This window comes from Rhizobium sp. BK313 (assembly GCF_014193655.1).
Classification (GTDB): domain Bacteria; phylum Pseudomonadota; class Alphaproteobacteria; order Rhizobiales; family Rhizobiaceae; genus Rhizobium.
The window spans coordinates 14,600-33,006 of the sequence record NZ_JACHZQ010000002.1; the positions used below are offsets into that span (position 1 = coordinate 14,600).

16 protein-coding genes and 3 pseudogenes are annotated in these 18,407 nt (G+C 60.8%); 7 read left to right on the plus strand and 12 right to left on the minus strand.

Going from position 1 to position 18,407, the window contains the following annotated elements; all coding sequences use genetic code 11:
- The first annotated feature begins 1 nt into the window (after position 1).
- A pseudogene (locus FHT86_RS12505) lies at positions 2–684 on the plus strand (IS6 family transposase).
- Positions 685–750: 66 nt separating this feature from the next.
- On the opposite strand, the gene FHT86_RS12510 reads toward FHT86_RS12505, so the two are convergent.
- The 6 genes from FHT86_RS12510 to FHT86_RS12535 form a co-directional block, all read right to left on the minus strand.
- A complete protein-coding gene (locus tag FHT86_RS12510) occupies positions 751–1,758 on the minus strand; it encodes an ABC transporter ATP-binding protein (RefSeq protein ID WP_246779488.1) in 1,008 nt (335 codons plus the stop codon).
- Positions 1,755–2,723, minus strand: a complete 969-nt coding sequence (locus FHT86_RS12515; protein ID WP_133707153.1) for an ABC transporter ATP-binding protein — start codon at positions 2,721–2,723, stop codon at positions 1,755–1,757. Before FHT86_RS12515 ends, FHT86_RS12510 begins: the two co-directional genes overlap by 4 nt.
- Positions 2,720–3,571, minus strand: coding sequence for an ABC transporter permease (locus FHT86_RS12520; protein WP_133707154.1), 852 nt, complete (start codon positions 3,569–3,571; stop codon positions 2,720–2,722). Before FHT86_RS12520 ends, FHT86_RS12515 begins: the two co-directional genes overlap by 4 nt.
- Positions 3,568–4,497 (minus strand): ABC transporter permease, encoded by a 930-nt coding sequence (locus FHT86_RS12525; RefSeq protein WP_133707155.1) that lies wholly within the window; start codon positions 4,495–4,497, stop codon positions 3,568–3,570. The genes FHT86_RS12520 and FHT86_RS12525 overlap by 4 nt, the downstream gene beginning before the upstream one ends.
- Positions 4,498–4,583: 86 nt before the next feature.
- Positions 4,584–6,098 carry an ABC transporter substrate-binding protein gene (locus FHT86_RS12530; protein ID WP_166656803.1) on the minus strand — a complete coding sequence of 505 codons (1,515 nt, stop codon included), beginning with the start codon at positions 6,096–6,098 and terminating at the stop codon, positions 4,584–4,586.
- A gap of 155 nt (positions 6,099–6,253) precedes the next feature.
- Positions 6,254–7,027, minus strand: a complete 774-nt coding sequence (locus FHT86_RS12535; protein ID WP_133707157.1) for a DeoR/GlpR family DNA-binding transcription regulator — start codon at positions 7,025–7,027, stop codon at positions 6,254–6,256.
- A gap of 136 nt (positions 7,028–7,163) precedes the next feature.
- Between FHT86_RS12535 and FHT86_RS12540 the strand changes: the two genes are divergently transcribed.
- From FHT86_RS12540 to FHT86_RS12565, 6 genes are read left to right on the plus strand one after another with little or no spacing between them, the layout of a single operon-like run.
- Positions 7,164–8,291 carry an SIS domain-containing protein gene (locus tag FHT86_RS12540; protein ID WP_133707158.1) on the plus strand — a complete coding sequence of 376 codons (1,128 nt, stop codon included), beginning with the start codon at positions 7,164–7,166 and terminating at the stop codon, positions 8,289–8,291.
- Positions 8,292–8,323: 32 nt separating this feature from the next.
- Positions 8,324–9,505 carry an SIS domain-containing protein gene (locus FHT86_RS12545; protein ID WP_133707159.1) on the plus strand — a complete coding sequence of 394 codons (1,182 nt, stop codon included), beginning with the start codon at positions 8,324–8,326 and terminating at the stop codon, positions 9,503–9,505.
- Positions 9,506–9,514: 9 nt separating this feature from the next.
- Complete coding sequence (locus tag FHT86_RS12550; protein WP_133707160.1) at positions 9,515–10,423, plus strand: carbohydrate kinase family protein; 909 nt, start codon at positions 9,515–9,517, stop codon at positions 10,421–10,423.
- Between the two features lie 16 nt (positions 10,424–10,439).
- Complete coding sequence (locus FHT86_RS12555; protein WP_133707161.1) at positions 10,440–11,168, plus strand: aspartate/glutamate racemase family protein; 729 nt, start codon at positions 10,440–10,442, stop codon at positions 11,166–11,168.
- 1 nt (position 11,169) lies between these two features.
- Positions 11,170–12,696 carry an amidohydrolase family protein gene (locus FHT86_RS12560; protein WP_133707162.1) on the plus strand — a complete coding sequence of 509 codons (1,527 nt, stop codon included), beginning with the start codon at positions 11,170–11,172 and terminating at the stop codon, positions 12,694–12,696.
- Between the two features lie 14 nt (positions 12,697–12,710).
- Complete coding sequence (locus tag FHT86_RS12565; protein ID WP_133707163.1) at positions 12,711–13,592, plus strand: polysaccharide deacetylase family protein; 882 nt, start codon at positions 12,711–12,713, stop codon at positions 13,590–13,592.
- A gap of 58 nt (positions 13,593–13,650) precedes the next feature.
- Here FHT86_RS12565 and FHT86_RS12570 read toward each other — a convergent pair.
- The 6 genes and pseudogenes from FHT86_RS12570 to FHT86_RS12595 form a co-directional block, all read right to left on the minus strand.
- A pseudogene (locus tag FHT86_RS12570) lies at positions 13,651–14,052 on the minus strand (DDE-type integrase/transposase/recombinase); the annotation flags it as partial.
- A 6-nt stretch (positions 14,053–14,058) separates the two neighbouring features.
- Positions 14,059–14,265, minus strand: a pseudogene (locus FHT86_RS12575) (IS6 family transposase); the annotation flags it as partial.
- Positions 14,266–14,582: 317 nt separating this feature from the next.
- Positions 14,583–15,212, minus strand: a complete 630-nt coding sequence (locus tag FHT86_RS12580) for a hypothetical protein (protein WP_183868794.1) — start codon at positions 15,210–15,212, stop codon at positions 14,583–14,585.
- A gap of 75 nt (positions 15,213–15,287) precedes the next feature.
- A complete protein-coding gene (locus tag FHT86_RS12585) occupies positions 15,288–16,091 on the minus strand; it encodes an ATP-binding cassette domain-containing protein (RefSeq protein ID WP_133707165.1) in 804 nt (267 codons plus the stop codon).
- Positions 16,092–16,093: 2 nt separating this feature from the next.
- Positions 16,094–17,005, minus strand: a complete 912-nt coding sequence (locus tag FHT86_RS12590; RefSeq protein WP_208116646.1) for an ABC transporter permease — start codon at positions 17,003–17,005, stop codon at positions 16,094–16,096.
- Between the two features lie 245 nt (positions 17,006–17,250).
- Positions 17,251–18,252 carry a substrate-binding domain-containing protein gene (locus tag FHT86_RS12595; protein ID WP_166656804.1) on the minus strand — a complete coding sequence of 334 codons (1,002 nt, stop codon included), beginning with the start codon at positions 18,250–18,252 and terminating at the stop codon, positions 17,251–17,253.
- Positions 18,253–18,407: the final 155 nt, after the last annotated feature.

Genomic DNA, 18,407 nt, shown 5'->3' on the forward strand with positions numbered 1-18,407 from the left:
CATGGTTGATTTCAAAGGCAGCCACTACCCGAAAGACGTGATTTTATACGCAGTGTTTTTTACGTCAGATATTCGGTCTCTTATCGTGATTTGGAAGAGATTATGGCCGAGCGCGGCGTTGCTATTGACCACGCGACGCTCAACAGATGGGTCGTGAAATATTCGCCGCTTATAGCCTGCCAGGCCCCAGCGCTGTAAATCCGGGACCAGCAGTTCCTGGCGAATGGACGAGACCTATATCCAGGTCAAAGGCAAGTGGACCTATTCCTACCGCGCTGTCGACGAATTCGGCAAAACCCTTGATTTCATGCTATCTGAGCACCGCGATGAGGCCGCGGCCAGCGCTTTCTTCGCCCGCTTGATCAAGAACAATGGTTGGCCCGAAAAGGTCTTCATCGACAAGAGTGGTGCGAACTTGGCAGGATTGCAAAACATCAACTGGCTGCTGCTGTTGCATGGATGGTTCTGGCTGATCGAGATCCTGCAGGTCAAATACCTCAATGACATGATCGAGCAAGACCATCGGTTTATCAAGAAGCTGACCCAACCCATGAAGGGCTTCAAATCCTCCAATCTGCGTCAGCAACACTGGATGGAATCGAAGTCGTCCACATGATCCGCAAACACCAATTTTCAACCAGTGGCCAATCGGCATTTCAGCAATTCGCTGCACTCGCCGCATAATTGTGTCCAGCAATTACCGTCTCCGCGGCCTTTTCAAAAGTTTGCGACAAAGCCCCAGCGCATGCATTATTCCATATGTAGCCAGCAAGCGACGGAATGGCCCGCTGTTACCGTTTCCAGGACAGGATCTCTTTGGCGGCAGATATCCATGGCATGCGGGCATCGTGAGGCAAAGCGGCATCCCTGGAAAACGGTGGTCGGAGATGGCACATCGCCGACGAGGCCGGCGATCTCGCGGTGACGCTCCTTTTCGGGGTCGGGAATGGGTACGGCATCGAGAAGCGCCCTGGTATAGGGGTGCAGCGGGTGATCGAAGACCTCGTCCGGACCGCCCTGCTCGACAATGCGGCCGAGATACATGACGGCGACCCGGTCGGCGATATGGCGCACGACGGCCAGATCGTGGCTGATGAAGAGATAAGTCAGGGAAAACCGCGCCTTCAAGTCATCGAACAGATCGATGATCTGCGCCTGCACCGAGATATCCAATGCCGAGATCGGCTCGTCGGCAACGACGAATTTCGGCCGGGCGATGACGGCCCGGGCAATCGCGATGCGCTGGCGCTGGCCGCCCGAAAACTCATGCGGATAGCGCTCCGCCACACGGGGCTCGAGGCCGACGACGTGGAGGATCTCGGCCACTGTCTCGCGGGCCTGGCGTCCAGTCTCGATGCCATGCACCCTGAGCGGCTCGGCCAGCGTTTCGCCGATTTTCATGCGAGGATTGAGCGAGGAAAACGGATCCTGGAATACCATCTGCATGCCCCGGCGCAAGGGTCGCAACAGAGCCTGTGACAATGCCGTCAGATCCTGGCCGTCAAAGCGGACGACACCTTCGGTGGGATCTTCGAGCCTGAGCAGCGCCCGGCCGAGGCTCGACTTTCCGCAGCCGGATTCCCCGACAAGCGCTACCGCCTCGCCTTGCGCAATCGCAAGATCGACGCCGTCGACCGCTCTTACATAGCGCGTTGCGCTCCGCCCAGCCCAGCCGCCGCCCGCAATGGGATAGTGCAGCTTCAGGTCGACAGCTTCCGAGATCAAAAAAGGAGGAGTATTCATCGCCGCTTCGTTCATCGGTTGCCTCCTGAAAGGTGCCAGCAGGCGGCCGCAGCACCATCGCCTGTTGGAAAGAGCGGGGGTGCCTCGACACATTTTTCGAAACGAAGAGAGCAGCGCGCCGCAAAGGCGCAGCCCGCCAAAGGCTTGTCGAGCGCAGGCGGCGCTCCGGGGATCGCCCGGGCTCGCTGACCGCGCGGCTGGTCCAGGCGGGCAATGCTGCCGAGCAGTCCGATCGTATAGGGATGGCGCGGACGGCTGTAGAGCACTGCTGCCGGCGCCTGCTCGACGATCGAGCCTGCATACATGACGACCACCCTATCAGCCACGCGCGCCATCAGCGCGAGGTCATGCGTGATCCAGATCAACCCCATCTTCGTTTCGGCCTGCAGGCTGCGGATCAGCCGCACGATCTCGGCCTGCACAGTCACGTCGAGTGCTGTGGTCGGCTCGTCGGCGATCAGCAGCTCCGGCCGGCCTGCAAGCGCCATCGCGATCATGATGCGCTGGCGCATGCCACCGGAAAACTGATGCGGATATTGCCTGGCGCGCCGTGCGGGATCGGGAACGCCGACATGCTCCAGCAGCCGAACTGCCTCGGCGGCACTTGCGCTTTTATCCAGGCCGCGATGGCGCCGCAGCACCTCACCGATCTGGTAGCCGGCGGTGTAAAGCGGATTGAGCGAGGCTAGCGGGTCCTGGAAGATCAGCCCAGCCTTGCGGCCGCGGATGTCGCGCATTGCCCGCTCCGAGGTGGCCAACAGATCTTCCGTCCCGAGCCTTAGCCGCTCGGCCGTGACATCGGCCTGCTTCTTCGGGTGGAGGCCGAGCACGGCGAGCATGGTCGTGCTCTTGCCGGAGCCGGATTCGCCGACGACGCCGACGGTCTCGCCGGCCTCGACCGAAAATGAGACATTGCGGACCGCATGTACCGGCCCGAACCGCACATTGAGATCACGGACATCAAGAAGGGGGGCGTTCATCGCAGGCTCCTCGGGTCGAGTGTGTCGCGCAGCCAATCTCCGAACAGATTGACGCCGAGAACCGTCAGCGCGATCGCGAGACCGGGGAAGGTGGCAATCCACCAGGCGCTCTGCAGGTAATCGCGGCCGTCGTTCAGCATCGCGCCCCAGGACGGAATGGAGGCGTCGATGCCGACGCCGAGAAAGCTGAGGGCCGCCTGCGTCAGGATCGCCTGGGCGGTCGAGAAGCTGGCGACGACGATGATGGGCGCGGTCGCATTCGGCAGGATGTAGCGCAGCAGCGTGCGTGTCGTGCCGACGCCGACCGAGCGCGCGGCGGTCACATAGTCCTGCACCTTGACCGTCAGCACCTGGCTGCGCACGACGCGGGCATAATTCACCCAGGTCGCGAGCGCGAGCACGAAGACCACCGCGGTGAACCCGCCGCCGAACGTGCCGAGCAGGAAGATGGCAAGCAGCGTGAAGGGAAAGGCGAGCTGGACATCGACGCACCAGGAGATGACCGTATCCACCCTGCCGCCGAAATAGCCGGCGAGCAGGCCCATCAGGCTGCCGAGAACGGCGCCGAGGAGAGCGGCAGCCGTGCCGACAGCAAGCGAGATGCGGCTGCCATAGATCAGCCGCGAGAGGATATCGCGGCCGATATTATCCGTGCCGAGCAGATGTTTCGGCGAACCACCCACCACCCAGGAGGGCGGTGAAAGCCGCGCATGCAGATCGATCGCCGTCATCGACATCGGAGCGACGAGCGGCGCAAAGACGGCAATTGCAATGGCGGCCAGAATGATTGCCGCGCCGAAAACGCCGAGCCAGTTGCGGGCCAGCTTCGCGAGAAAGAGGGAGATCATCGCAGGCTCACCCTGGGATCGATACGCGTATAGAGCCAATCGACGAAAAGGTTGATCATGACGAAGCAGAAGGCGGCAACGAGAACGGTGCCTTGCAGCAGCGGGAAATCGCGCGAGGAGACCGCAGTGATCGCCAGCCTGCCGATACCGGGCCAGGCAAAGATCGCCTCGATCACCACGGCGCTCGAAATGAGATCGCCGAGTTCGAGCCCAGCCATCGTGACGACGGGCAGAAGAGCATTGCGAAAGGCATGGATCCAGATCACCCGTCCTTCGAGCAGGCCCTTGGCGCGCGCCGTGCGCACGTAATCGGCATTCAGCACCTCGATCATGCCCGAGCGCACCAGCCGACAGAGCCGCGCCGTCGATTGCATCGAAAGCGTCAGCGCCGGCAGGATGATCGAGGCGGCGTCTTCGGAACCCGAGACGGGAAACATGTGCAACTGGACGGCAAAGATCAGGATCAGCATCAGGCCGAGCCAGAATGCGGGCACGGCGAGCCCGATCATCGTGAAGCCCGTCACCAGCAGGTCGATCCAGCTATTGCGATAGAGAGCTGCAAGCACGCCGAGTGTCAGGCTGAGGACCAGCGCAAGCGAGAAGGCCGATGCCGCCAGGATGAACGTATGGCCAAGCCGATTGGCGACGAGGCCGACGACGCTCTGGCTGTAGAGGAAGGACTGGCCGAGATCGCCGTGCAAGGCGCGCCACAAGAACAGGCCGTATTGTACGATCAGCGGCTGGTCGAGCCCGAGATGCGCCGCAAGTTCGGCGCGCGCTTGAACCGTCGCGTTGCCCGGCACGAGCAGCGTTATCGGATCTCCCGTCGAATGCGCGACCAGGAAGGTGGCAAAGCTGACGCCGAGAAGGACGAGGACGGCGCGGACAAGACGCCGCAGAAGATAGGTCAAGATCATGGTCTCCATGCTTTCGCCCTTCTTCCGCCTGCAGAACGGAATGGACGAAGGGACCCGCAGCCTCTGCGAGCCCCCGAATGTTATTTTTGCTCGTCTCAGGCCTTCAGCTTCGACCGGTACATCTCGACATAATCGTCCGGACGCGCCGCAAAATCGAGACGGCTGCTAACGCCGTAGATCGCCGGCAGGTACCAGAGATAGATCCAGGGGCAATCGTCCCAGATCGCAGTTTCGGCCTTGAGCAGCAGATCCTTGCGCTTGGTCTCGTCGAGCGTGATTGACGCGGTCTTGACCAGCTTGTCGTAGTCCGCGTTGTTGTAGCCGTTCGAATTGTCGACGGCGTCGCTTGTTAGGATGACCAGCTCGACCGACGGATTAATGAGCGAAGCCCAGCCGTGATAATAAATGCCCTTGAAGGCCTTCTCGCGCAGCATCTGCGTGAACTGACCGGTTTCATAGGCTTCGAGCTTCGGCTTCAGGCCGATCGCTTCCAGATAGGCGGCAACGGTTTCAGACACTTCCTTGGCGCCCGGATATTTGCCATAGGCGACCGGGATCTCGAAATCGGTATGGCCCGCTTCCTTCAACAGCGCCATCGCCTTGTCCGGATCATAGGCGAAGGGCTTGAGATCGGGATTATTGTTCGGCGGATTGACGATGGAAGCGAGCGGCTTCGTCATGTCGTGTTCGAGCGTCTGGATCATCGTCGTAACGTCGACGGCATGGTTCAGCGCCTGGCGCACGCGCTTGTCCTTCAGCGCGTCGATGCCGGTGAAGGAGATGCCCATGTGCATCTTGCGCAAGCCGTTGACGGCAACAACCGTGGAGCGATCGGACTTGGCAAGGTCGGCGCTGTCAGGGGTCAGGCCAACGGCAATATCGACGCTGCCGGCCTTGAGCTCGTTGACGCGGGAGGAGAGTTCCGGAATGTCGCGGAAAATGACATCCTTGATCGAGGGTTCGCCGTTCCAATAACCGGGATTGGACTTCAGCACGACGCGGTCGCCCTGTTTCCATTCCACGAACATATAAGGGCCGGAGCCGATCGGACTGGCGCCGACGACGTCGGGAGCGGTGTTCTTCATATAGGCCGGCGCGCCGATGAAAGCCTCTTCCAGCCAGTAGAGCATGTTGATCGTCGGCTCGCTGGTCACCAGGTCGACGGTCATGGGATCGACGACATCGACGGACTTCAGGTTGGTCTGCGGCCAGAGCTGGCTCTCGGCATTGTAGGGCGAAACGTTCATGCGCTCGAAATTGAACTTCACCGTCTCGGCGTTGAATTCCTCGCCATTGGTGAACTTGACGCCGCCGCGCAGCTTGAAGCGCCAGCGGGTCGGCTCGACCTGTTCCCAGCTCAGCGCCAGCCGCGGTTCGTGCGTGCCGTCGGCATTGCGGCGAACGAGGCTGTCGAAGACCGACCAGACGACGCTGCCGATCGGGTGGTTGTTGCGGATGAGATGCGGATCAAGCGTCGAAACGTCTTCTTCAGAGGCGATGACGACCGGGGCGGCCTGTGCAAAGGCCATCCGGGGAAGGCCCATGAGAAGTGCTAGCGTGGCGGCGCCCTGGCCAAGCTGACGCCTGGTTAAGGAAGGACCTGATGTCATGTGCTGGTTCCCTTTTCTTTCTGTTTGTTCCCGGCATCGATGCTTGCGTCTTTTCTCGTTTTTGACAATGGAATTTTTTCGAAAGTTGACAACGATGCCTGTCAAGCGCCTCGAAGATGACCACAAAAACGGCAGGAGACCGCCGGATCTGCCCATCACGCGGTCAGCACGCGAAGCCCTTCCGCTTCGAAAAGCCGCAATGTTTCGGGGGGCGCATCGCTATCGGTCACCAGTAAGTCTGCCTTCTTCAAATCGGCGACGCGCGCGCTACCGACATGGCCGATCTTGCTGTGGTCGGCGAGAAAGACGCAGCGGCTGGCCGCTGCGATCATCGCTTTCTCGACCTCCGCCTCTTCCCAGCTGCCTGTCGTGAAACCCTTGTCGACGGCAATGCCGGTGCAGGAGACATAGGCCGTATCCGCGTTCAGCTGCTCGATGATCAGCGTCGAGAAGGGCGCGGTCAGCGACCGCTGCACGCCCCGCAGCGTACCGCCGGTCACAACGACGCGAATGCCGGGATGGTCGGCAAGCGCTATGGCAACGTCGAGCGCGTTCGTCACAACTGCCACATCATTCAAGGACTTGGAAAGCGAGCGCGCAAAGGCGAGCGCCGTGCTCCCGGCATCGATCATGATCGTCTCGCCGTCGCGCACCAATGCGGAAGCGGCCTTGGCAATGCGTTGCTTTTCTTCCGTGAAGGCCTGGCTCGCCAGGTGGATCGGGCGCTCGAAGCGCGCTGCGCGAACGGCAAGCGCCCCACCCCGGATACGCCGAAGCACCTGCTGGCGCTCGAGCAGTTCCAGATCGTTGCGGATGGTGACGACGGAGACCCGCAGCGTGTCGGACAGATGCATCACCGACACTTTTCCCTCGGCCTCCAGAACCTCCAGAATCCGCGCGTGCCGGCCCATCGCATTCAATGCCGCCATGTCTGCACTCCCCGCTCCTTAGTTGCCTAAAATTTGATCTCATATTTTTTAAATCGGCGCTATCGAAATTTTTCGAAAATTTTCCTTGCGCGCAGCAGGGACAATGAGCAGTTTCTGGGAAATCAGGAGTTTGACAATGACCGATACGACAGCGACCCAGCCACACATGCTGGTGGATATCATGCGGCAGGCCGATGTTCTGGCCCGCCTTCTCGACCGCTTCCCGGAATTTTCCGCAATCGGCGCCGAGCAGCTTGCACCGGGCGCCGGCGGCAGCCTTTACGCCTTTGGCTGCGGCGACGGCTGGTTTGCCGCAAGGACAATCGGCGGCATTGCCGGCGAAGCTTTCGACATGCCACTCGAAGGCGTCACCAGCCTCGATTTCCTGCTGTCGAAGTCCCGGCAGCCGACATCGGCGGATCGGGCCGTTGCCATTTCGATGTCCGGCACAGTCGACCGCACGATTGCCGCGGCCAATCGCATCCGCGAAGCCGGCGGCCGCTATGTCGCACTGACCAATGAGGACGGCGCGCAGATGGGTGCAGCGGCCAATGGCGTCGCTTCGCTGAAGATCGACGATATCGCCCCGTTCCTGACGGGCACCACACGCTACAGCGGCACGATCCTCGGTCTGATGATGCTGGTCGAAGGTGCAGCGCATGCAGCCGGCCGCAAGCCTGCCGTCAGCTGTCGCGGCCCGGAAGTCGCCCGCCTGCTCGAGACGACCATTCCGAAGACGCTTGACATCTGCAACACCCAGCTTCCTGCGATCTGCGCCGAAGTCTTCAAGGCCGGTCTCGGCGGTGTACGCGTGCTTGGCGCCGGCCCGGAATGGGCGACCGCCGATTATGGCGCGGCAAAGCTGGTGAAGGTCATTCAAGCCCCGGTCTGGAGCTGCGAGATCGAGGAATTCGCCCATAGTCTCTTCTGGTCCAGCCGCCAGGACGAACTCGTGGTGCTGCTGGCCTCGACGCCGGAGATCAGCCGCCTTGCCTCCAACACGGCGACAGCGCTTTCGCATGCCGGCATGCGCACGCTTGCGATCGAAACGGCGGGCGTTGCCGTCGAAGGCGCCACCTACCGCCTCAGCGTGCCGGAGACACCGGCCTGGCTCGCACCGCTTCTTGTGCCGGCACCCCTGCAGATGCTGGCCTATGCCATGGCGATCGCCAGCGGCTACGATCCCAATCGCAGCCAGGATCAGGCGGATCCGGGCCGTTTCCTTGCCGCCCAGCTTCTCAGCCGACGCTGCGAACTCGTGTGACATCGCCTCTTGCCGAACCAGAAAGTCCCGAAATGACCGAGCAATTCGTCACCCCTCTTCTCGCACCGGACTCGCCGCTCGATCAGCATTCGCGCAAGTTGGTGGAGGAGCTTTTCGAGAAGGAGGCGCGGCTGATGGATGCGCTTCCGACCGACGATCCGCTGGATGAGAAGCGCCGCCGCCGCGTCGAACTCACACGCGTCGAGATCCTGGCCCAGCCGCAGGCGATCCGCACGACGCTGGCCGAAGAGCGCGAGGCGACGAGAGCAACGGCCGCCGCCTTCGCCGGCCTCGGCATCAAGCGCATCGTCATGACCGGCTGTGGCGATTCCCTTGCCGTCATGATCGGCGCCCGGCTGTTTTTCGAGGAACTGCTCGGTCTTCCCGTCGAGCCGATCCAGGCGCTCGACTATGCCTATTATGCCAGCCGCACCAGCGGCCCCGATACGCTCGTCATCACGCTGAGCTCCAGCGGCATGACCACTCGCACTGTCGAGGCGATGCTGATCGCCCGCTCGCTCGGCGCCCGCACGCTTGCCCTCAGCAACACGCCCGGTTCGGCGCTGATGACGGAATCCGATCATGGCCTGATGGTGCGCGCCGAACGTAAGGGTTGGCCGACGCAAGCAAGCACTGCGGCCTTGGCGCTCCTTTGCCAATTTGCGCTCGATTGGGCGCGCACCACCGGCCTGAACCCGGATCTCGTCGAGACCTGGCAGGCGGCGCTCGATGCCGTGCCCCAGCAGATCGCCGGTGTGATCGAGGTCCATGAACCGGCGATAGAGGCGATTGCCAAGCGCGAGAGGGATCGGCTCGTCTATCTCTATGCCGGCGGCGGCCCGGCTTATGCCAGCGCCATGTTCGGCGCGGCCAAGGTCAAGGAATGCTCGCCCGATCAGGGCATTGCCATTCCGCTCGAGGAATTCCATCATTACAATTCCCAGAAGGAAGGTGATCCGCTGTTTCTGATCGCGCCATCTGGCCCATCGGTCTACCGCGCGCGAGACACGGCTTTCGAAGGCAAGCGCTGGAAGGGCCAGATCTACAGTGTCGTCACGGAGGGCGAAGCTATGCTCGATCCATATTCCGATATCGTGCTGAGATTGCCCGCTGTGCCGGAAAGCCTTGCCGCACTTGTCTATTCCGTGCCGGTGCAGCTTTTTGCCTATCATGTGGCGATGGAAAAATTCCGCCGCGCCGAAAACGGGAGCTGAAGACAGGTGATGACGCCCCCTCGCCTCGTCTGCCTCGGAAATCTGACGATCGACGATGTCGTGCTGCCCGACGGTACCGAGAAGTCGGACTGCACCGGAGGCGACGCGCTCTATGCCTGCCTCGCCGCCCGCTTTTTTGAAACTGCGAGCGAGATGGTCGCCCCCGTGGGCTCCGACTGGCCGAAAAAGATCGAGGAGCAAATCCGAAAGGCCGGACTCTCCGATCTCGGCCTGCCGCCGCGCAATCTGCCGTCACTGCACAACCGCATCGATTACGATGCCAATGGCGGCCGCGTCTGGACGCTGTTTAATGGCGAGGAGGCTTTTCAAACCCTTTCGCCGGTGCCGGATGACATTCCGCAGCTCTATCGCAGCGCCGAGGCCTTTCTCGTTCTCGCGATGACACTCGAAGCGCAGATCGATCTCGTCGCTGCGCTGAAACGCGACAGCCACGCCCTGGTCGCGCTCGATCCGCAGGAAGACTACATCGCCGGCAATGAGGAGCGCCTGAAAGCATTGATCTCCCAATGCGATATCTTCCTGCCGAGCGCGGAAGAGGCACGGCAACTGCTCGGCCATGACGACTGGAGTGCCGCCGCACGGACCTTTGCCGAGCTCGGCCCGGAGATCGTCGTGGTCAAGCTCGGTCCGGATGGCAGCCTGCTCTACGACAGCCGCAATGGCCGCGAAATCAGGGTTCCGGCGCTTGAGGCAGATGTCGTCGATACAACAGGCGCCGGCGACAGCTTTTGCGGCGCCTTCATGGCGGCGCTGCTGCAGGAAAATTGCGACCTGGAAACGGCCGCGCGCGCCGGCAGCGTCGCCGCCTCCTTCACGGTATCGGGCTACGGCGTCGACCCGCTGTTTGTGGCGACATCTGCGCAGGCGAAACGGCGTCTGGTGGACTGGCGGCGGTGAGAGGCAGAACCTGATCATGCGTATCCAGATCATCAATCCCAACACTACCCATGCTTTCACCGAGCGCCTTCTGCGAAGTGCCGTCGCCATCGCGGCACCGGGCACCGAGGTTCTCGCCGCCAATCCCGACATTGGCGCGGCCTCGATCGAGAGCCACGCGGAAGAGGCTCTCGGTGCACTCGGCGTTATGCAACTTGTGACGGAGGGCGAGGCAAACGGCATCGATGGTTACGTCGTCGCCTGCTTTGGCGATACCGGCGTGCATCAGGCCCGTGAGATCGCCAGGGGACCTGTCGTTGGAATGACGGAAGCAGCACTCTATGCAGCGGCGATGATTGCCTCGCGTTTTGCGATCGTCACGCTGCCGCCACGCACACGAGCGCATTCGCTGCGTGTTCTCCATGAGACCGGCCTATTGCATCGCTGCTCGCTGCACGCAGTCGAAGTGCCCGTTCTTGATCTGGAAGACGATGTTGCGGCGAGCTATCCCATCATCGCCGCCGAAGCCCGGCTCGCGATCGAGAACGACCGTGCCGAGGCGATCATCCTTGGCTGCGCCGGACTGGCCGAAATGGTCGCGCCCTTGAGCGCCGAACTCGGCGTCCCTGTCATCGACGGCGTGCTCGCCGGACTGAAGATGGCGGAAGGGCTGGTTGCGACCGGGATCAGAACCTCGAAACGATCCACCTACGACTTTCCGCCTTCGGGCTTCACTATGCCGGCGCTGCGCCGGCCGGAGACATGAGATGGCAATCCTCTTCAGGAACGTAAGGGTGTTTTCCCAGGAGCCTGCCGAAGGTTCCTCCGGAGAGACCCATGTGCTGGTCGACGGCAACACCATCCGCGCCGTCGGAGATGAGGCCGCGCGCCTAGCGCCGGCCGATGCCGAGGTCGTCGAGGGCAAGGGAGACCTCTTGATCCCGGGCCTGATCAACGCGCATTTCCATTCGCCGGTCAACCACATGAAGGGCATGCTGCCGAGCCTGCCGCTCGAAATCTTCATGCTCTACGAATCCCCCGATTTCGAGCCGCTGCGCCCCTCGCCGCGCGAAGCCTATGTCCGCACCATGCTCGCCGCCATGGAGATGCTGCGCAACGGCACGACGTCCGTCCAGGACGACGCCTTCTTCGTGCCGCATCCGACGCCCGACATCATCGATGCGGTGATGCAGGCCTATCGCGATGTCGGCATCCGCGCGACAGTCGCGCTCGATCAGCCGGAGCTTGCGGAACTCGACAAGCTGCCGTTTCTCGCCGAGATGCTGCCTGAGACGCTGCGCGCGGAACTGCGCGAGCCCCCGGTTTTCGGCAGGGCGAGGCTGCTCGAATGTTATCGCCACCTCATAGAAACATGGCACGGCCACGACGGCGGACGGCTGTCGGCGGCGGTCTCCTGTTCCGCGCCGCAGCGCGTATCGCCGGACTATATGGGTGAACTCGACGCGTTGAGCCGCGCCCACGACCTGCCTTTCTACACCCATATGCTGGAGACCAAGCTGCAACGGGTGCTTGCCGATGAACAGCCGCGCTTCGCAGGGCGCTCGCTGGTGCGCTATACCGCCGATCTCGGCTTCCTCTCGGAGCGGATGAATGTCATCCACGCGATCTGGATGGACGATGCCGATTACGACCTGATCGCCGAGGCCGGCACATCGGTCGCCCATAATCCGATCAGCAATCTGCGCCTCGGCAGCGGCGTCATGCCGTTCCGCAAGCTGCGTGATCGTGGCATCAACATCTGCCTGGGTACGGACGAGGCCATCGCCGACGACGCAGTCAATATGTGGTCCGTCGCGAAGATGGCGGGCCTGATCCACAATATCGGCGGACCCGACTATGGACGCTGGCCCACCGCCTCCGAAATTCTCGAATGCCTCTTCCAGGGCGGTGCCCAGGCGATGCGGCGCGGCGAAAGCCTGGGAAGCGTGGAGCCCGGCAAGCTCGCCGACCTTGCGCTCGTCAATCTCGACAGTGGAGCCTTCACGCCGCTGAACGATGTGCACCGCCAGATGGTCTATTGCGAAAACGGCAGTTCGGTACGCCTGACCATGGTTGCCGGCCGCATCGTCTTCGATGGCAATCGTCTGGCGACCGTCGACGAGGCGGCCATTCGTGCCGAAGCGCGTGAGATATTCAGCGGCCGTCAAGGCGCCTTGACGGCAGCGCGCCTCGAAGCCGACCGCTGGCTGCCCTACTACCAGCAGATGGTCTCAAAAGCCGCTGCCAGCGACATCCACATGAACCGCTGGCTCGGCTACGCCGACGAGCACTGATCGGGAGAATTGCAATGCTTCCAAGCCACGGACGATACGAGTTTTCCCCCATCACCGAACGTCCCGACTACCGCTGGCCGAACGGCGCCGGATTGGCGCTTTATGTCGCGCTCGGAGTGGAGGAATACCGCTTCGGCGACGGGCTGACCGAGGATATCATTCCGGGCGCCAGCAAGCCCGACATGGTCAATACCTCGTGGCGCGATTATGGCAATCGCGTCGGCGGCTTTCGCCTGCTCGACCGGCTCGCCTCGCGCGGCATCGCACCTGCGATCCTGTTGAATACCGAGGTTTACGACCATGCGCCTTCCCTGATGAAGGCCGCGGCGGAAGCTGGCGCCGAGATCGTCGGCCATGGCCGCACCAATTCCGACACCCTCGCTGGCATGGAGCCTGCCGAGGAACTCGCCTATCTCAAATCAGTCCAGGAGCGCATCACATCAGAACAGGGTTTTCCGGCCAAGGGCTGGTCGAGCCCCTGGCTCGCCCATACCGACAATACGCTGGACCTGCTGCCGCGGGCCGGCTTTTCCTATCTTCTCGACTTGCGCATGGACGACCAGCCGGTCTGGTTGAAAACCACATCCTCGCCCGTGCTCGCCCTGCCCTATGCGCTGGAACTCAATGACAGCTCGACGCTGATCGGGCGGCAGACGACGGCGCGCGACTTCGCAACGATGATCATCGACGAATTCGACGAGTTGCTTCTGGCGGCCGAACGTCAACCGCTTGTCATGAGCATTGTGGTGCACAGCTTCATCTCGGGTCAGCCGTTCCGGCTGGCGGCCCTGACCCAGGCACTCGACCATATAGCCGCGCATCGCGACCAAATATGGCTGACGCAGCCCGGGCGCATTTTTGATTTCGTTTCAGCCGACGCGGCGCTAGCTATATAGGCTTTGTTGCGTCGCCTTAACTGGTAGCACTTCGTGGCGAGGATTTGTGTGGCGAGTTTCAGGCAGCGATCGACCAGGCGATTTTACGCCATGTCGAGATGGCGTGAGCTCGGAGCTGGCGGTGATCGGCGGCTGTCAGATGTTTGCGATGAAGGAGGAAAAGATTTGCAATCTGGCCATGGCTTGAGACGAAGCGCTGGCATTGCCGTGTCGACTTGAAGCGCATCATGCGTCGCTCTCGCCGTCGAAGAGGAAGATGAGAGTTTTCTGCGCGGTTGTTTAGGCCCTTGTGCGAACGATGCCCGACGCTCGGCATCAATCCAGCTTTCGCGGTGGCGTAAGAGCGCAGCTTGTCGGTCACCATGACGCGCGGTGCTACCCCTTGGCCCTTGAGCAGCTTGCGCGGCATCGTAAACTTAATGGGCGTGGGGCAGTCGTAGCCTGCTTGCAGCAGGGCGTTTGATGCCCGAATGATTTTTACCCACAGGTTGATCGCCTCTGAACGTAGTGCGCGATGATCGCTGGAGGAGATGTCGTGTCTGGGGATTTGGAACAGGTTGGCAATCGGATCATGGATGGAGACGAAGCGCTGCAAATGGCGCTGTGACTTGAAGCGTTTCATGATCCGTTCCCGTCGCCGGACTGGCTGGTGGGTATTTTCCGCCCGATCATTACGCTCGGAGCCGAAGGCAACATGGCCAATGCGGACCATGATCGGCGCGCTTGTTCTGACCGTGATTTCGGTCGCCGCCGCGGAAGTCGCCCGGCCAGTTCGATACCTGAACGTGCTTCTGGGAGGCGCACTATTCATCACGCCATTCGTCTACGAAGGTACCCTTGTTGGAACACTCGGAAGCGTCTCAGCCGGGACCGCCTTGATCGGGCTCCGCTTTCGTCGCGGCCTAATCAGGGAGCGTTGCGGCAATTGGAATCCTCATTGAGCAGACCGTCATTCTGAAAGCAGAGACGCGTGCACCAAGTCTGCGAATTTCATGCGGTTCGGCGCAGAGCGGCGCTACTGCCGGGCGACGTCCTTGCGACCGGCACTCCCCCGGCGTCGGGTTCGGCAAGGGCCGCTTCTTGGCGGGAGGTGATGTCCTGGAATGCAACATCGCTCACCTCTGCACACAACGCCACGTGATCCTTGCTTGAATACGCCTGCACAAGCTGACACTCGACGAGCTCGGTCTCGTTTGCCGCCGGAGAGCTTGTCAGCTCGCCGGCGTCCGGCCACGTCCGCGAGAAACGATTGCCAATGAGGCCAAGCCTCGCGTCATATTCGCCAAGTCCATTCTCACGAGCAAAAGCCGCAGCGAAGTCGGCTGTTGTGATTGGCCGTCCCGCTTCCTGCAGGGTGCGCAGCACGAAACTGCGGCGATCAAAGCCTTTGAAGAGCACAGAGATGCCGTTCATATCGACTCCATCCAGCTTTCGGCGGCGGCGCACGGCACTGCCATCCGACACTGGCGAGTAATCCGGCTCATAGGATCTGATGACGACATCAAACGCAGCCTGCTGCTGCTCAAGTACCACGATCTGCTTCACAGTTCTTCGATGTGAAGGCCGATCTCGGCCCGCTTTCTCTTCAATTCGTCTGCAACAAAAACCATAGGCAACCACTCCATCGGATCGCGACGATCCTATGAGTTCGGCGGATCCGAGTCTCGTGGCAGTTGCTACCTAATTCCGAAAACATCAGATCGATGCAAGGCTCGTTTCTGCTTCCGTCAGCAAAGACCTTAGCTCTTCGCCTCCCGCCATTAGTTCGATAACTTCACCTACAGACTTCTCGCCTTTCTTAAAGCTTGCGAGAACCTCACCACGCCGCAGAATTAGAAACGCGTCACCGACGGAATGGGCATGGTAGGCATTGTGGGTGATGAGAACGACGGCAATTCCCCGCGAGCGTACAGTGTGAATGAGTTTCAAGACGCTGGCGGATTCTCGAACACCAAGCGCCGCTGTAGGTTCGTCGAGAACGAGGAGACGTGCACCGAAATGAAGCGCACGGGCGATTGCCAGAGCCTGCCGTTCGCCTCCCGACATCGTCCCCACGAGCTGGCTACCGTCAGTGATACGATTGATGCCAAGTTCCCTCAGGCCTGCGATGGCGATCGCACTCGCCTTGTCGAGATCCAGGCGTCGGAAGGGTCCCCAACCTTTTGTTGGCTCCGCAGCCAGGATGAAGTTGCGGGCCACGCTCATGAGCGGAAGCGTACCCACCTCTTGGTAGACAGTCGCGATACCGCGCTCGCGTGCATGGCGCGGCGATGTGAATTCTGTGACTTCACCATCGACCAGGATCTCACCGGTGGTCGGACGTTCGACCCCCGTGAGCATTTTGATGACCGTCGACTTGCCGGCACCGTTTTCTCCGAGGAGGCAGAAAACCTGACCCGGCAGAACCGCCATGGATAAATGACTGACAGCCTGGACACCTAGGAAAGATTTGGATGTGTCGCGCAGTTCAATGACCGGAGTTTGTTCATAGCTACTCATTCTCAACGCCCCATCGCAAAGCGGCGCAGACGATTGTTGGTCATCACTGCCATCAACAGCAGCGCTCCGATAAAGAGCTCCGTCAGGTCCGCGTTCCAGCCCAAGAAAAACACACCCATTGAAACAATCCCGTAGGTCATTGCGCCAAACGCGGTGCCGACGAGGGATCCGTACCCGCCGGTCAGCAGGACGCCACCAATTACACAGGCAGCAATGCCACTGAAGACATACTGCGCCCCAAGCGTGACGCTGCCGTTCTGGAACGTATAGGTCTGGAGTACGCCGACAAATGCAGCCCCCATCGCGCTCAGCACGAAGAGTATGATTTTCACCCGGTTTGTCGGGACGCCAGCCAAGCGAGCGGTGTCCACATTTCCGCCAGTCGCGTAGATCCAATTGCCGAACCGGGTGCTCTGCAACACCCATGTTGCCAACGAAGCAAGGATCACCCAATGCAGGAGAGAGATGTGAAATTCGTTCCACTTGTAGGCAAAGATGAAGCTCGCCAACCCGGTTGGCACGGCAGAAATACTGCTTGATCCCGTCAGGGCAATCGACACGCCAAGAATCGCGCCGGTGGTCATGAACATGGTGGAGAGGGTGACGATGAAAGAGGGCAATTTCGTTTTGACGACGATCATGCCGTTCATGAAGCCGACCAGAATGGCTATCGCGAAGGCGACGCCAACACCGACGAGGGGGCTTAGCCCATAATACCCGGTGCAGATCGCCACGATCATCGAGGCGGCACCGACCATCGCGCCGACGGAAAGATCAAACTCACCGGCAATCATCAACATGCCGACCGGAATTGCGACAATTCCCAGCTCCGACGCCGTATCGAGCCAGTAAGCCGTGCCAAGAACGCTGAGGAACCCGGACGAACCCGCCGCGATCGCGAAGAACAGAAACACGATTATAGCCGAAATGGCGCCCCCGATTTCCGGTCGAAGGATGATGCGCCGGAGCGCAGCAGCGCTTCCCGTCGCCGTCGCCCGGCGCACGCTGACCGCTGGAAGTGCATTTGGCGGCTGTGCCTGTGAGATGGTTTCTTTCCCAATCACCAACTGATCTCCCTGACCATGAAACGCTGAAGGTGCTTTCGCGCATGCTCACGCTCCTCATGGAGCAAGCCACATGCGCGAGCACTGCTAATCGATCACTTGGAGCCGATCACATTCGGGTATGTGTCAAACACGGCGCTGATCTTGTCGACGTTGACCTTGTCGACGACGCTGGGACCTGTCGAAACGACGCCAACCGGCGCCAGTCCGAACTTCGCGTAGTGGTAGGCAAACAACACGCCGTAGTAGCCATCAAGATAGGGCTGTTCGTTGATGAGGAATAGCAACTTGCCGTCTTTGATCTGCTGGAGAGCCACCTTGGAGACTTCCATGGTGCCCACTCTGACTTTACCCGTCATCTGAGCAACGTCCACCGCATTGGTCGCCGCCGTACCGACGGCAGCGTTTTCCGTGAAGATGCCGTCTATACCCTGGTGCGATTGCATGAAGGCGCCAATGTCGCGGGCCACCTTGCCTTGGTCCGTCGAATCCGCAGTCGGCAATTCGAGATTGATGGATGCCACACCCAGCGTTTTCGCTTCTTCAGCTAAGCCTTTGCAGATTGCCTGAAGGTACGCATTACCAGGAACGTTGATGACGCAAAGAATCTTCTTGGAGCCAGCTTCCTGAAGCTTCTTTGCCGCGACCTTCCCGACATCGGGGCCCTTTTGGCCGACGAAGCCAAATGCGCCAACATTTTCCCAGCTGTCCTGTCCGGACTGGTTGACGTAAACCGGTATTCCTGCAGCAACGGCCTGTTTGATGAAGGGGTCGACAACGTTGGTGATGAAATCTCCGACCACGATCACGTCCGGATGCTGGGCGATGGCGGCTTGCATCGTGCGGGCAGACGATGCTTCGATGTCAGCTTCGTCAATCGGAATATAATTCAGATCGACCCCCAGGGCTTTCGAAGCGTCCTGCGCACCCTGATACAAAGGCGGAAAAAATGAGTCATTGAGCGGCCCCGAGACGAAGGCGACCTTGATCTTCTTTTCTTCCGCCGACGCAGGGTTGCTTGCAGCAAAACTCACCGCGCCAAGAAGCGCAAGTGAAATGCAGCCGAATTTGGTGAAAGTCGTCGAGCGTTTGAACATGATGTTTCCTCCCATGGAAATCCTCAGACCAACAAGCCTCTGCTTGATGGTTTAATCCGACTGCATTTGGCCGAACTGTCCCGCAATCTCCCTGTTGTCGGGCTAGTTCGCATTTCCTATTTCATTTCTCAGACAACGTCAATCGAATGGACACT

Bases quoted from the DNA above. Each gene is read 5' to 3' on its own strand.
- FHT86_RS12510 (WP_246779488.1), bottom strand. From the start codon at position 1,758: ATGAACGAAGCGGCGATGAATACTCCTCCTTTTTTGATCTCGGAAGCT.
- FHT86_RS12515 (WP_133707153.1), bottom strand. From the start codon at position 2,723: ATGAACGCCCCCCTTCTTGATGTCCGTGATCTCAATGTGCGGTTCGGG.
- FHT86_RS12520 (WP_133707154.1), bottom strand. From the start codon at position 3,571: ATGATCTCCCTCTTTCTCGCGAAGCTGGCCCGCAACTGGCTCGGCGTT.
- FHT86_RS12525 (WP_133707155.1), bottom strand. From the start codon at position 4,497: ATGGAGACCATGATCTTGACCTATCTTCTGCGGCGTCTTGTCCGCGCC.
- FHT86_RS12530 (WP_166656803.1), bottom strand. From the start codon at position 6,098: ATGACATCAGGTCCTTCCTTAACCAGGCGTCAGCTTGGCCAGGGCGCC.
- FHT86_RS12535 (WP_133707157.1), bottom strand. From the start codon at position 7,027: ATGGCGGCATTGAATGCGATGGGCCGGCACGCGCGGATTCTGGAGGTT.
- FHT86_RS12540 (WP_133707158.1), top strand. From the start codon at position 7,164: ATGACCGATACGACAGCGACCCAGCCACACATGCTGGTGGATATCATG.
- FHT86_RS12545 (WP_133707159.1), top strand. From the start codon at position 8,324: ATGACCGAGCAATTCGTCACCCCTCTTCTCGCACCGGACTCGCCGCTC.
- FHT86_RS12550 (WP_133707160.1), top strand. From the start codon at position 9,515: ATGACGCCCCCTCGCCTCGTCTGCCTCGGAAATCTGACGATCGACGAT.
- FHT86_RS12555 (WP_133707161.1), top strand. From the start codon at position 10,440: ATGCGTATCCAGATCATCAATCCCAACACTACCCATGCTTTCACCGAG.
- FHT86_RS12560 (WP_133707162.1), top strand. From the start codon at position 11,170: ATGGCAATCCTCTTCAGGAACGTAAGGGTGTTTTCCCAGGAGCCTGCC.
- FHT86_RS12565 (WP_133707163.1), top strand. From the start codon at position 12,711: ATGCTTCCAAGCCACGGACGATACGAGTTTTCCCCCATCACCGAACGT.
- FHT86_RS12585 (WP_133707165.1), bottom strand. From the start codon at position 16,091: ATGAGTAGCTATGAACAAACTCCGGTCATTGAACTGCGCGACACATCC.
- FHT86_RS12595 (WP_166656804.1), bottom strand. From the start codon at position 18,252: ATGTTCAAACGCTCGACGACTTTCACCAAATTCGGCTGCATTTCACTT.